Raw genomic sequence first — 12578 nt, 5'->3', positions numbered from 1 at the left:
TTCCGGTTGCTCCAGCGGCGGGCTGGCGCTCAGTCTTCCAGCACTTCGGCCGGCACGACGTTGGTCGGCGCCACACCCAGCGCGGCACGCACCTTGTTCTCGATCTCTTCGGCGATGTCCGGGTTCTCGCGCAGGTATTCGCGCGCGTTGTCCTTGCCCTGGCCGATCTTGTCGCCGTTGTAGCTGTACCACGCGCCCGACTTCTCGACGATCTTGGCGTCCACGCCCAGGTCGATGATCTCGCCCTGGCGGGAAATGCCCTGGCCGTACAGGATGTCGAAGAAGGCTTCGCGGAACGGCGGCGAGACCTTGTTCTTGACCACCTTGACCTTGGTCTCGTTGCCGATGACGTCGTCGCCCTTCTTGATCGAGCCGATGCGGCGGATATCCAGGCGCACCGAGGCGTAGAACTTCAGCGCATTGCCGCCGGTGGTGGTTTCCGGCGAGCCGAACATCACGCCGATCTTCATGCGGATCTGGTTGATGAAGATCACCAGGCAGTTGGTGCGCTTGATGGTGCCGGTCAGCTTGCGCAGCGCTTGGCTCATCAGGCGGGCCTGCAGGCCGGGCAGCGAGTCGCCCATTTCGCCTTCGATTTCGGCCTTGGGCACCAGCGCCGCCACCGAGTCGATCACGATCAGGTCGATCGAGCCCGAGCGCACCAGCGCGTCGGTGATTTCCAGCGCCTGCTCGCCGGTGTCCGGCTGCGAGATCAGCAGGTCGCCGACGTTCACGCCCAGCTTGCCGGCGTAGCTGACATCCAGCGCGTGCTCGGCGTCGATAAAGGCGCAGGTGCCGCCCAGCTTCTGCATTTCGGCCACGACCTGCAGCGTCAGCGTGGTCTTGCCCGACGATTCCGGACCATAGATCTCGACCACGCGGCCGCGCGGCAGGCCGCCGACGCCAAGCGCGATGTCCAGGCCGAGCGAACCGGTGGAGACCACCTGGATGTCCTTCTCGACCTCGCCGTCGCCCAGGCGCATGATCGAGCCCTTGCCGAACTGCTTCTCGATCTGGGAGAGCGCGGCGGCAAGCGCCTTCTGCTTCTCGGCGCTCACGCCCGCACCTGCCTTCTTGTCGTCCATGGTCGTCCTTGAATCAAATGGTGTATAAATAGGCCGCATGTGGCGCGGCACCGGCTTTTGCCGGCTCCGGCGCCGGCCCGGCTGTCTGCGCGGCCGCCATTCCGGAAGCATCACTCAGGAAGCATCCCGGGCGGCCCCAGCGGAATGTGCGGGTACTGTATAAAAAAACAGTATGCTTGGCAAGCCCCATTGCGCCCATTCCGCGGGCGTCCGGCTATGCCGGCCAGGTGGAGACAACCATGCGTATTCTGATCGCCGAAGATGACGACACGCTGGCCGATGGCCTGACGCGCTCGTTACGTCACTCTGGCTATGCCGTCGACCATGTTGCCGACGGGCTCGGTGCCGACTCCGCCCTGTCGACCCAGACCTTCGACCTGCTGATCCTGGACCTGGGACTGCCGCGCATGTCCGGCCTGGAGGTGCTCAAGCGCCTGCGCGCCCGCGGCGCGATGCTGCCGGTGCTGATCCTGACCGCGGCCGACAGCGTCGACGAACGCGTCAAGGGCCTGGACCTGGGTGCGGACGACTACATGGCCAAGCCGTTCGCGCTGTCCGAACTGGAAGCGCGCGTGCGCGCACTGGTGCGCCGCGGCGCCGGCGGCGGCGCCACGCTGATGCGGCACGGGCCGCTGGCCTTCGACCAGGTCGGCCGCATCGCCTACCTGAACGAACAGATGCTCGACCTGTCGGCGCGCGAGATCGGCCTGCTGGAGATCCTGCTGACGCGCTGCGGCCGGCTGGTGTCCAAGGAACAGCTGGTCGACCACCTGTGCGAGTGGGGCGAGGAAGTCAGCAACAATGCCATCGAGGTCTACGTGCACCGCCTGCGCAAGAAGATCGAGGTGGGCGGCATCCGCATCGCCACGGTTCGCGGCCTGGGTTATTGCCTGGAAAAATTCCAGCCGGCCGTGGCCGCGCAGCATTGACGCCGCCATTGACGCGGCCCGCACCTTAGCCTCGCCCGTGCAGGCGAGCACGACCGCACCCGAGCGACCACCGTCGAGATGAGCCTGCTGCAACTGCCCTGGCGGCGCGCGCACCGCGCCGTGCCACCACCCTCCCATACCACGCCTGGCACGCCCGGCACCGACCAGGAACTGGCCGACGCACTGCCTCACCTGGAGGAAAGCACCGCCACGCCCGCGCCACGCTCGCTGTTCGGCGAGATCCTCGACTGGATGCTGGCGCCACTGCTGCTGCTGTGGCCGATGAGCATCGCGGTAACCTACCTGGTGGCCAAGTCGATCGCCAACGGCCCGTTCGACCGGGCGCTGGAAGCCAGCGCCATCGTGCTATCGCAGCAGCTGCGCGAGGTCAACGGCCGCGTCACGCTGCAGCTGCCGCTGTCGGCGCGCGAGATCCTGCGCGCCGACGAGACCGACAATATCTATTACCAGGTAGTCGGCAAGCGCGGCGAGTACATCGCCGGCGACCACGACCTGCCGCTGCCGTCGGAAGAAGACCAGGGCCACGCCGGCCTGGTGTCGCTGCGCGACGACCGCATCGCCGGCAACGATGTGCGCGTGGCCTACACCTACGTCGACCTGCGCAACGTCAGCGGCAGCCAGCCGGTGCTGGTGCAGGTGGCCGAGACGCTCGACAAGCGCGCGCGCCTGGCCAACGAGATCATCAAGGGCGTGATCCTGCCCCAGTTCGTGATCCTGCCGCTGGCGGTGGTGCTGGTGTGGTTCGGGCTCTCGCGCGGGCTGGCGCCGCTGACCGCGATCCAGCAGCGCATCCGCGCACGCAACCCCGGCGACACCAGTCCCATCGACGAACGCGCCGCACCGCAGGAGATCACGCCGCTGGTGGGATCGTTCAACGACCTGCTGGCGCAGCTGGACCAGTCGGTGCAGACGCAGAAGCGCTTTATCGCCGATGCCGCGCACCAGATGAAGACGCCGCTGGCGGGGCTGCGCATGCAGGCCGAGCTGGCGCAGCGCGAGCAGTCGCCGGAAGAGCTGCGGCGCTCGCTGGCACAGATCGCCGGCAGCTCCGAGCGCACCGCGCACCTGGTCACGCAACTGCTGTCGCTGGCGCGTATGGAAAACCTGGCCGGCACCGGCGGCATGGGCGAGCTGGACCTGTGCGCGCTGGCGCGCGAGGTGGTCAAGGACTGGCTGCCGCAGGCCTGGGCGCGCGACATCGACCTGGGGCTGGACGCCGCCGACCACCCGGTCACGGTGCTGGGCAACGGGCTGATGCTGACGGAGATGCTCAACAACCTGCTCGACAATGCCATCCGCTATACGCCGCGCGGCGGGCATGCGACGGTGCGGGTCAGCGCCGATGCCTTCGAGCCGTTTGCCTACCTCGACGTGGAAGACACCGGCCCGGGCATCGCGCCGGCCGATCGCGAACGCGTGATGGAGCGCTTCTACCGCGTGCTCGGCACCAATACCGAAGGCAGCGGGCTGGGCCTGGCCATCGTGCGCGAGATCGTACAGCAGCACGGCGGCGACGTGCAGATTTCAGACCACGTCTACCAGCAATCGCCGCGCCTGGCCGGTGCGCATTTCCGCGTGACATTGCGCCGCCCAACCGAAACTCCGACGTGATGAACGACGTTCCCGCCGCTGACCTCGCCGAAGCCCGCCAGCGCCAGGCCTGGCACCTCAACCTGCGCTGGATCGTTGGGCTGCTGGCGATCTGGTTCGTGGTGACCTTCGGGGTGGCGTGGTTTGCGCGCGAACTGCGCTTCGACTTTTTCGGCTGGCCGTTCTCGTTCTGGGTGGGGGCCCAGGGAGCACTGGTGGTCTACGTGCTGATGGCCGCGCTGTACGCCTGGCGGATGAACCGCGCCGACGAAGCTTCCGACGAAGCTGTCGCACCCGCCCCCCTGCCTTCGCAGGGTGCCTTGCGCGGGCCGGGCTCCGATGTTGCATAGCGATATGCCGGCGCGCCCGCGCGGCAATGCCAGGTGGTGCCGTGTGGCGCCAGAACTGGCTGCACCGCAGCATGCGCGGCCCTTGAAAACGGCTAGCGTATACCCCGACATTTTTGGCACTTGCGCGCCGGAATCTGTCAGAACTCAGTAAGTTTCGCGAACCACAATCCTCTGCAACTCAGGCTCCCGGCCAGCGGCACGGGCCTTTTCCGCGATGTTGCCGCGCCTTGCCCGAGATCCATTCCAGACGGAGGAGACAAGATGGCAAACGTGCAAAACGTTGCGGTACCCGGAGGGGGTGCGCAAAACGCACCGATGACACGCGAGGAACGCAAGGTGATCCTTGCCTCGTCGTTGGGCACGGTGTTCGAGTGGTACGACTTTTACCTGTACGGCTCGCTGGCGGCGATCATCGCCAAGCAGTTCTTCGCCGGCCTGGATCCGACCTCGGCCTTCATCTTCGCGCTGCTCGCCTTTGCCGCCGGCTTTATCGTGCGGCCGTTCGGCGCACTGGTGTTCGGCCGCCTGGGCGACATGATCGGGCGCAAGTACACCTTCCTGGTGACCATCCTGATCATGGGCCTGTCGACCTTCATCGTCGGCCTGCTGCCGGGCTTTGCCACCATCGGCTGGGCGGCCCCGGTGATCCTGATCGCGCTGCGCATGCTGCAGGGCCTGGCGCTCGGCGGCGAGTACGGCGGTGCCGCCACCTACGTGGCCGAGCACGCGCCGCACGGCAAGCGCGGCGCCTACACCTCGTGGATCCAGACCACCGCCACGCTCGGCCTGTTCCTGTCGCTGATCGTGATCCTGCTGTGCCGCGAGCTCACCGGCCCGAACTTTGAAGTCTGGGGCTGGCGCATCCCGTTCCTGCTGTCGATCCTGCTGCTGGGGATGTCGGTGTACATCCGGCTGTCGATGAATGAATCGCCGGCATTCCAGCGCATGAAGGCCGAGGGCAAGACCTCCAAGGCCCCGCTGACCGAGTCCTTCGCGCAGTGGCGCAACCTGAAGATCGTGATCCTGGCCCTGCTCGGCCTGACCGCCGGCCAGGCCGTGGTCTGGTACACCGGCCAGTTCTACGCGCTGTTCTTCCTGACGCAGGTGCTCAAGGTCGATGCCAAGACGGCCAACCTGCTGATCGCCGGCGCCCTGGTGATCGGCACGCCGTTCTTCATCTTCTTCGGCTCGCTGTCGGACAAGATCGGGCGCAAGTGGATCATCATGGCGGGCTGCGCGCTGGCCGTGCTGACCTATTTCCCGCTGTTCAAGGCGCTGACCCACTACGCCAACCCGGCGCTGGAGCGCGCGCAGCAGACCGCTCAGATCGTGGTGACCGCGGATCCGAAGCAGTGCTCGTTCCAGGGCAGCCCGATCGCCCGCGAGATCGACTTCCGCAGCTCGTGCGATATCGCCAAGCGTACCCTGGCCCAGTCGTCCGCCAGCTATGAGGTGGTGGAAGCCCCGGCCGGCACGATGGCGACGGTCAAGATCGGCGACAAGGAAATCAAGGCCTTCGACGCCAAGCTGGCCAATGGCCACAGCTTCGACGACGCCAGCAAGGCGCAGATCGCGGCGTTCAAGAAGGAGGTGAGCGGCGCGATGTCCGCCGCCGGCTACCCGGCCAAGGCCGACCCGGCGCAGATGAACACGATCATGGTGCTGGTGATCCTGGTCATCCTGGTCATCTACGTGACCATGGTCTACGGCCCGATCGCCGCCATGCTGGTGGAGCTGTTCCCGACGCGCATCCGCTATACCTCGATGTCGCTGCCCTACCATATCGGCAACGGCTGGTTCGGCGGCCTGCTGCCCACCATCTCGTTCGCGCTGGTGGCCCAGAACGGCAATATCTACTACGGCCTGTGGTACCCGATCATCATCGCGGCCATCACCTTCGTGATCGGTGCGCTGTTCGTGCGGGAAACCAAGGACGTGGATATCTACGCCCACGACTGAACGGCCGACGGGACGAAACCGTGACCACGACGGCAGGCCGCCCGGCCTGCCGTTTTTTCATGGGCGCTGGTGTCCCGAAAAAACTTCGCACGGGGGTGTTGACAGTGCCGAAAGCCCCTGTATAATCTCAGTCTTCGTTGGCGAATTAGCTCAGTCGGTTAGAGCGACGGAATCATAATCCGCAGGTCCGGGGTTCGAGTCCCTGATTCGCCACCATCTATTTGAAAAGCCGCGTTCTCGCAAGAGAACGCGGCTTTTTGCTTTGGATTGCCAGGCGCGCTGCCGGCACCTCTCGATGCCGGAAGCGTCACGCCCTACGGCTGCGTCAACAGGAACTCATGCCGGCTGGTATCGAGCCGCGACACGCGGTACTCGATCCGCTCGTCGTGGTAGGACGAGGCCACGCGCAGGATCTTCAGCAACGGACTGCCCACGGCAACGCCCAGCAGCTGGTGGTCATCTTCGTCCGCCAGCGCCGAGCGCAGCCGCTCTTCGGTGCGGATGATATTGATGCCGAAGCTATCCTGGTAGAAGTTGTAGAGCGTATTGGGCCGCTCGCGCAATTGCTTCTCCGTCAGGCCCTTGAAGCGCTCTTCCGGCACGGTGATGGCATCGATCATCATCGGCGTGCCTTCCAGCGACAGGACGTTGGCGAAGCGGAACACGGGTTCACCGACGGCCAGCCCCAGGGCGGCCGCCTCGTCCTTGTCGGCCTTCGCGCGCCGGAACCTGGCCAGGCGTACGGTCGGATATTCGCGATGGCCATCCTGGCGCACGATACGGAAGAAGCGGAAGAAGTGATCCTCCTGCCGGTGCGTGGCGACGAAGGTGCCGCGTCCCTGGTGCCGGATCATGATGCCTTCGGCCACCAGTTCGTCGATCGCCTTGCGCAGCGTGCCGATCGACACGCCAAAGCGCTCGATCAGCTTGCGCTCGGACGGAATGGCTTCTCCCGGCTTCCACTCGCCCTCCGCCAGCGCGGAGAGAATGGCCTGCTTGACGTCCTTGTACAGGACGCCGCCGATCGCACTGGCGGCATCAAATCTGGCACCCACGTTGAAATCCCTGTTCGCTGGCCCGCGCCGCCTTGACGGCTGTGCACAGGCCGATTCATCTAGATAAGCCAGATCATACCGGAGGCCATCTTGTGCCTATCGGCGCTGTCGCGGCCAGCCGGTGCTATTCGGCGCGGATGTGTTTCTCTTCGATCAGCCTTGCCCATCGCGTCACCTCGCCGTTGAAGTATTCGGCGAAGGGGCCGCTGGTCTGCGGCGCCGGGCTGAAGCCGGCCGCCACAATGCGCTCGCGCATCGCGTCGGACTGCAGCATGCGCGCCACCGACGCGGCAACCTTGTCGACGATCGGCCTGGGCGTCCCCGCCGGCATCATCAGGCCGGTCCAGTTCTCGACGATCAGGTCGGGATAGCCCGCCTCGGCCACGGTCGGCACGTCGGGCAGCAGCGGATGCCGTTCACGCGTGGTCACCGCCAGCGCGCGCAGCTTGCCGCCCTTCACATAGGCCAGCGACTCCGGAAAATTGGAGAACACCACATCGATCTGGCCGCCGATCAGGTCGGTCATCGAAGGCGCCCCGCCCTTGTACGGCACATGGGTCAGGTTGGCGCCGGTCAGGCTTTCGAACAGCGCCAGCGTCAGGTGCGGCGGCGTACCGTTGCCGCTGGAGCCGGCATTGAGCTTGCCCTTCTGCGCCGCGGCGGCCAGGTCCTTCAGCGACTTGACCGGAGAACTGGCCGGCACCACCACCAGCATCGGCGACGAGGCGATGCGCGCTACCGGCACCAGGTCTTTCTGCATGCTGAACGGCAGCTTGGGGAACAGCGTCACATTGGAGGCATGCGTCAGCGTGACCGCGAGCCAGGTATAGCCGTCGGCGGGTGCCTTCGCGACCTGGTCGGCGCCGATGTTCGCGTTGCCGCCGGGCTTGTTGTCGACCACCACGGGCCGCTTCCACTCTTCGGCGAGCTGGTGCCCGACCAGCCGCGCCATGATGTCCGTCAGGCCACCGGCCGCGAACGGCACCACGTAGCGGATCGGCTTGCCGGGATAGTCATGGGCGGGCACCGACGCCTGCGCCGTGCCCTGTGCGGCGGCCGGCGCCGAAGCCAGTCCGGTGAGCGTGGATACTGCGGACAACGCGACAAGCGCGCCGGCCCCATACCTGAGCGCGGTGCGAATCAAACCTCGATACATGGTGTGTCTCCGTTTTGTGGTCGCTGGCCCGTTCTTTGCCGGGTCCGGTTTCGTGGTGGGAATCGAATCGAAAACGCTAGGCCTTGCCCTCCTGCACCTCTTCCGCCAGTTCGCCCGCCAGTTCGCGCAGCTCACTTAGCAGGGCCTCGGGGATGTCTATGCCATGGGCCTGCGCGTCGGCCTGCGCGGCATCGCGCCGCGCGCCTGGCAGGCGCGTGCCCTCGTCATCCAGCATTGCCTGCAACAGGGCTTCGACACGTCCGTCATAGGCGTCGGAGCCCGCGAACGCGCCCGGGTCCAGCGCCATGAAGAGCTGGCCGATGCGCGGCCGGTTGCCGGCGTCCGTGAAAAAGGAATCCGCTTCGGCGCCGAAGCTGGCACCTGCCAGCGAGGTCACCAGCAGCTCGACCATCAACGCCAGCATCGCGCCCTTGACGCCGCCGGCGGGCAGCATCGAGCCGCGCAACGCGGCCTGCGCATCGGTCGTCGGCTGGCCGGCTTCGTCCAAAGCCCAACCCAGGGGAATCGGCTTGCCCTGCTTCGCCGCCACCATGATCTTGCCGCGTGCGACTTCGGACAACGACAGGTCGATCACGATCGGCGCGTGGCCCCGGCGCGGAAACACCGCGGCAATGGGATTGGTGCCGAACAGCGGGCGCCGTCCTCCCCAGGCAGGCATTGCTGCGGGCGAGTTGCCCATGGCGATGCCCACCATGCCCGCGCGCGCCACCGGATCGAGCGGCAGCGCGGCCGCGCCGAAGTGGTAGCTATTGGTGACTGCCGCGACACCAACACCGGTCTCATAGGCCCGGCCCATTGCCTCGGCAATCGCCAGGTCGCATGCCGGGAAGGCGAAGCCGCACCCCGCATCGACCAGCGCCGCGCTGGCGCGTGCGCGCCGCACCGTGGGCGTCGCGCGGCCGTCGACACGATCCGCGCGCAGGTGCGCCACATACATGGGTACCCGCGATACACCGTGCGACGCCAGCCCCGCCGCATCGGCACGCACCAGCGCCGCGGCCGTTGCGTCGGCCTGCAGCTGGCTCGCGCCCGCACGCCGAAGCGCGGCGTTGGCGATCCGCTCCACTTGCGTCATCGGCACCCGGGTCATGTCATGTCCTCCAGCGTCTGCCGCACTTGTTGCGCGATCATCATCGATACCCGTGCATTGGCCTCCTGCGTCACGCCGCCGATATGCGGCGTCAGGATCAGGTTGGGCACGTCGGCGAGCACGCTGCCTGCGGGCAAGGGCTCGTGCTCGAAGACGTCAAGCGCGGCGCCACCGAGATGTCCGTCGCGCAGCGCCTGCGCCAGCGCGGCCTCGTCGACCACGCCGCCGCGGGCAGTGTTGATCAGCACCGCGCCACGCTTCATGCCGGCGATCCGCTGCGCGTCGAGCAGATGCCGCGTGGCGGCGACGAGCGGCACATGCAGGCTGACCGCGTCGGACTGCGCCAGCAGCGTGTCGAGCGCGACACTGCGCACGCCGGTGCGGGCCCATACCGGGTCGTCCGCGGCCAGCATCGGGTCGAATGCCGCCACCTGCATGCCGAACGCCTGCGCCAGCGCGGCGGCCTGCCTGCCAATGTCGCCGAAGCCCACCAGCCCCAGCGTCTTGCCCAGAGCTTCCCTGCCCTCCGACAGGCGTGCGCGCGGCCACTGCCCCGCGGCCACTTGCGCGCTGCTGCCGTAGGCGCCGCGCAGCAGCAGCGCCGCGGTGGTGACCACATACTCGGCCACCGAGCGCGCATTGGCCCCGGCCGCGGGGATCACGCGGATGCCGCGCTCGCGGCAGGCCTCGACATCGATATTGTCGAGGCCGACCCCGAGCCGCCCGACCACGCGCAGCGATGGCGCACTTGCCAGCAGCGCCGCGTCGACCTGCGTGCGGTTGCGCACGATCAACGCCTGCGCACCGGGCAGCGCATCGAGCAGTTCGGCGCGGCGGTCGACCCAGCCCGGCTCGTAGCGCAGGTCGAAGCCCGCCCGCAGCGCCTGCACCGCGGCATCGTCCATGAACTCGCTGACGCAGATGCGCTTCATCATGCCGACTCGTGGATGCGGGTCAGCACGAACTCGCGGTGGCCGAGCGCCTCAGCCGCGGTCCAGCGCCCGTTGACCGTGGCCAGCATGCACTCGAGCAGCTTGTCGCCGGCCTGGTCCAGCGTCAGCTCGCGCTGCAGCAGGCCCGAGCAATCGACATCCATATGCTCGCTCATCAGCCGCACCGTGCGCGGGTTGGCACACAGCTTGATCACCGGCACGATCGGGTTGCCGATCACGTTGCCCTGCCCGGTCGGGAAGAAATGCACCACATAGCCGGCGGCGGCGCACAGCGTGACCATCTCCGCCGCGGCCGACGACGAATCCATGAACCACAGGCCCGGGTGAGTCGGCTCCTCGGCCTTGTCGAGCACGCCGTCGACCGTGCACTTCTTGCCGATCTTCTGGATATTGCCCAGCGCCTTCTCCTCGATCGTGGTGAGGCCGCCGGCGATATTGCCCTTGGTCGGCTGCGACTCCGACAGGTCCGAGGTCTTCCAGCGGTCGATCATGCCCTGGTAGCGCTCGAACATGGCCATGAACTGGTGGCGTACTTCGTCGTTGGCGCAGCGCGCCGCCACGATATGTTCGCCGCCGGTCAGCTCGGAGGTCTCGCCGAAGACCAGCGTGGTGCCGAGCGGGTGCAGCTTGTCGAAGGCATTGCCGACGGTCGGGTTGGCGCCGCAGCCGGACGTGGTATCCGACTCGCCGCACTTGGTCGACACCCAAAGCTCGCTGATCGGGCATTCCACCCGGTGCAGCGCGGTGGCGTACTGCACGTACTCCTTCGCCGCCTTCGACGCCCGCATGATGGTGTCATGGTCGCCATGGCCCTCGATGCCGAAGCCGACCACCGGCTTGCCGGTCTTGGCGATGCCGTCGACCACCTTCTTGGTCCAGCCGTCCTCGATGCCGATCACCACCACGGCGGCGACATTGGGGTTGCTGCCCGCGCCGATCAGCGTGCGGAAGTGCAGGTCCAGGTCCGGCCCGAACTGCAGGCGGCCATACGGGTGGGGAATCGCCATGGTGCCCTTGATGGCGACGGCAACCGCCTCGGCGGCGGCGTTGGACAGGTCGTCCAGCGGCAGGATGATGACGTGGTTGCGCACGCCGACGCGGCCGTTGTCGCGGCGGTAGCCCCAGAAGGTGGTGTTTTGATCGATCACGGACATGGCTTGGGTCTCGGGTATGAGTGGGGAGATGAGTGGCGGACGAAGGCGGACGGGGGGCGCGGCTTACCAGCGCTTGGTCTTGATGTTGTGAACGTGGGCGTGTTCGCCTGCCTTGATCGGCGCCACCACCTTGCCGATGTCGATGCCGTACTTGTAGACGGTGTCGTTGGGATCCATGTCGCACAGCGCTACCTTGTGGCCGATGGGGATCGGCTGCAGCGCGGTCACGGTCACGATCTTGTCCTCATCCATGATCCAGGCGTTCAGCCTGGTGCCAGCCTGGATCCCTTCCACCACGGCCACCGCCACGGTGTCCTTGGCGTCGTGCAGCACTACGTGAATCATCGTTGTCTCCTCTGTGGGTCGGTTGTGCGGGTTGTCGGTGAAACCATCTTAGGCAAGCTAAAGATCCATGTCAACTAACTCATATATATCACTTAGTTGAATGTGAATCGGCGCATGAGGGACGCTGGGGACCGCAGCAGATCATTGGCGACCTGCGGCTCGTCTTGCGGCAGTGCTAAGGGGGAGGAGTTGCTGGCGCTGCGACGGCCTGTTCAAGGCCGCCGCCAGGGGCATCGACGTGCCCGGTCAACTAATCAGTCGCCGGCGGTGACGACCGTCCGGGGGTTACCAGTAGCGTACCCGGCCCGTATCCAGGTGTACGAATTGCTCGCCCTGGTAAAAACCGACACCCCCGCCCTTCAACGTCTTCGCGGCATCGCGCAGGTCACCGAGCGGCACGCCGGCGACGCGGATGTCGATGGCCTTGCCGTCCATGTGGAGGCTGTGCCTGGCGACCCCGCCGCCACGCGAGGTTCGCAGGCGCGAATTTGTGGCCGGACTGCGATAGCCCGAGATGACCTGGAACGGTTCGTTGGTACCGAGTTCTCGGCGCAGCTGGTACAGCAGGTCGAACAGCTGCGGATCGATCACTCCAACCTGGCCCGAATAATGGTCGCGCAGGAAACCATTGAGCGAAGTAAGTGCCTCGGGCACAAAACTGTCGCCCACGGCATAGACGAGCTTGATGCGCTCACCCGTATGAGTGTGGTCAAAGGCCAGCGTGCGCGCATCGGGCAGGCTGGCAAGCGCCTGGCGCGGCGCCAGGGGCATCAGTCCGGCAGCCAGCGCCAGGCCTCCGGTGGTATGTAGAAAGCGGCGGCGTGCCTTGCGCGTCGCATCATTCATGGTACTTCCTCTGCTTGTGCTGGG

The 12578-nt window shown here is 66.6% G+C and carries 12 protein-coding genes and 1 tRNA gene; 5 read left to right on the top strand and 8 right to left on the bottom strand.

Annotated elements, in window-relative coordinates; all coding sequences use genetic code 11:
* Positions 1 to 29: 29 nt before the first annotated feature.
* Positions 30 to 1085: a recombinase RecA gene (recA, locus tag IPF36_RS23930; RefSeq protein ID WP_133093781.1), complete on the bottom strand. Its 1056-nt coding sequence runs from the start codon at positions 1083 to 1085 to the stop codon at positions 30 to 32.
* Positions 1086 to 1324: 239 nt separating this feature from the next.
* On the opposite strand from recA, the gene IPF36_RS23925 reads away from it, so the two are divergent.
* The 5 genes from IPF36_RS23925 to IPF36_RS23905 all read left to right on the top strand — a co-directional run bounded on the left by IPF36_RS23925 (position 1325) and on the right by IPF36_RS23905 (position 6150).
* Positions 1325 to 2014: a response regulator transcription factor gene (locus IPF36_RS23925; protein ID WP_116317177.1), complete on the top strand. Its 690-nt coding sequence runs from the start codon at positions 1325 to 1327 to the stop codon at positions 2012 to 2014.
* Between the two features lie 78 nt (positions 2015 to 2092).
* Positions 2093 to 3646, top strand: coding sequence for a sensor histidine kinase (locus tag IPF36_RS23920; protein WP_195430644.1), 1554 nt, complete (start codon positions 2093 to 2095; stop codon positions 3644 to 3646).
* A complete protein-coding gene (locus tag IPF36_RS23915; RefSeq protein WP_135704515.1) occupies positions 3646 to 3975 on the top strand; it encodes a DUF4212 domain-containing protein in 330 nt (109 codons plus the stop codon). The genes IPF36_RS23920 and IPF36_RS23915 overlap by 1 nt, the downstream gene beginning before the upstream one ends.
* 261 nt (positions 3976 to 4236) lie before the next feature.
* Complete coding sequence (locus tag IPF36_RS23910; protein WP_135704513.1) at positions 4237 to 5934, top strand: MFS transporter; 1698 nt, start codon at positions 4237 to 4239, stop codon at positions 5932 to 5934.
* 139 nt (positions 5935 to 6073) lie between these two features.
* A tRNA-Met gene (locus IPF36_RS23905) sits at positions 6074 to 6150 on the top strand.
* Between the two features lie 98 nt (positions 6151 to 6248).
* On the opposite strand, the gene IPF36_RS23900 is transcribed toward IPF36_RS23905, so the two are convergent.
* The 7 genes from IPF36_RS23900 to IPF36_RS23870 all read right to left on the bottom strand — a co-directional run bounded on the left by IPF36_RS23900 (position 6249) and on the right by IPF36_RS23870 (position 12554).
* A complete protein-coding gene (locus tag IPF36_RS23900; protein WP_135704512.1) occupies positions 6249 to 6989 on the bottom strand; it encodes a GntR family transcriptional regulator in 741 nt (246 codons plus the stop codon).
* A gap of 124 nt (positions 6990 to 7113) precedes the next feature.
* Positions 7114 to 8145, bottom strand: coding sequence for a tripartite tricarboxylate transporter substrate binding protein (locus IPF36_RS23895; protein ID WP_195430641.1), 1032 nt, complete (start codon positions 8143 to 8145; stop codon positions 7114 to 7116).
* Positions 8146 to 8221: 76 nt separating this feature from the next.
* A complete protein-coding gene (locus tag IPF36_RS23890; protein WP_151071156.1) occupies positions 8222 to 9256 on the bottom strand; it encodes an Ldh family oxidoreductase in 1035 nt (344 codons plus the stop codon).
* The gene (locus IPF36_RS23885; RefSeq protein WP_195430700.1) at positions 9253 to 10188 is read right to left on the bottom strand and encodes a hydroxyacid dehydrogenase; all 936 of its coding nucleotides are present in this window, start codon (positions 10186 to 10188) and stop codon (positions 9253 to 9255) included. Before IPF36_RS23885 ends, IPF36_RS23890 begins: the two co-directional genes overlap by 4 nt.
* Positions 10188 to 11363 (bottom strand): UxaA family hydrolase, encoded by a 1176-nt coding sequence (locus IPF36_RS23880; RefSeq protein WP_135704506.1) that lies wholly within the window; start codon positions 11361 to 11363, stop codon positions 10188 to 10190. Before IPF36_RS23880 ends, IPF36_RS23885 begins: the two co-directional genes overlap by 1 nt.
* A gap of 63 nt (positions 11364 to 11426) precedes the next feature.
* Positions 11427 to 11708 (bottom strand): UxaA family hydrolase, encoded by a 282-nt coding sequence (locus IPF36_RS23875; RefSeq protein WP_195430638.1) that lies wholly within the window; start codon positions 11706 to 11708, stop codon positions 11427 to 11429.
* 285 nt (positions 11709 to 11993) lie between these two features.
* Positions 11994 to 12554 carry a YcbK family protein gene (locus IPF36_RS23870; protein WP_135704504.1) on the bottom strand — a complete coding sequence of 187 codons (561 nt, stop codon included), beginning with the start codon at positions 12552 to 12554 and terminating at the stop codon, positions 11994 to 11996.
* Between the last annotated feature and the right edge of the window lie 24 nt (positions 12555 to 12578).

The sequence above is a fragment of the Cupriavidus sp. IK-TO18 genome, from assembly GCF_015549295.1.
Taxonomy (GTDB): Bacteria; Pseudomonadota; Gammaproteobacteria; order Burkholderiales; family Burkholderiaceae; genus Cupriavidus; species Cupriavidus oxalaticus_A.
The sequence above is the reverse complement of the archived record's forward strand: the minus strand, read 5'-3'. Positions and strand labels throughout refer to the sequence as shown.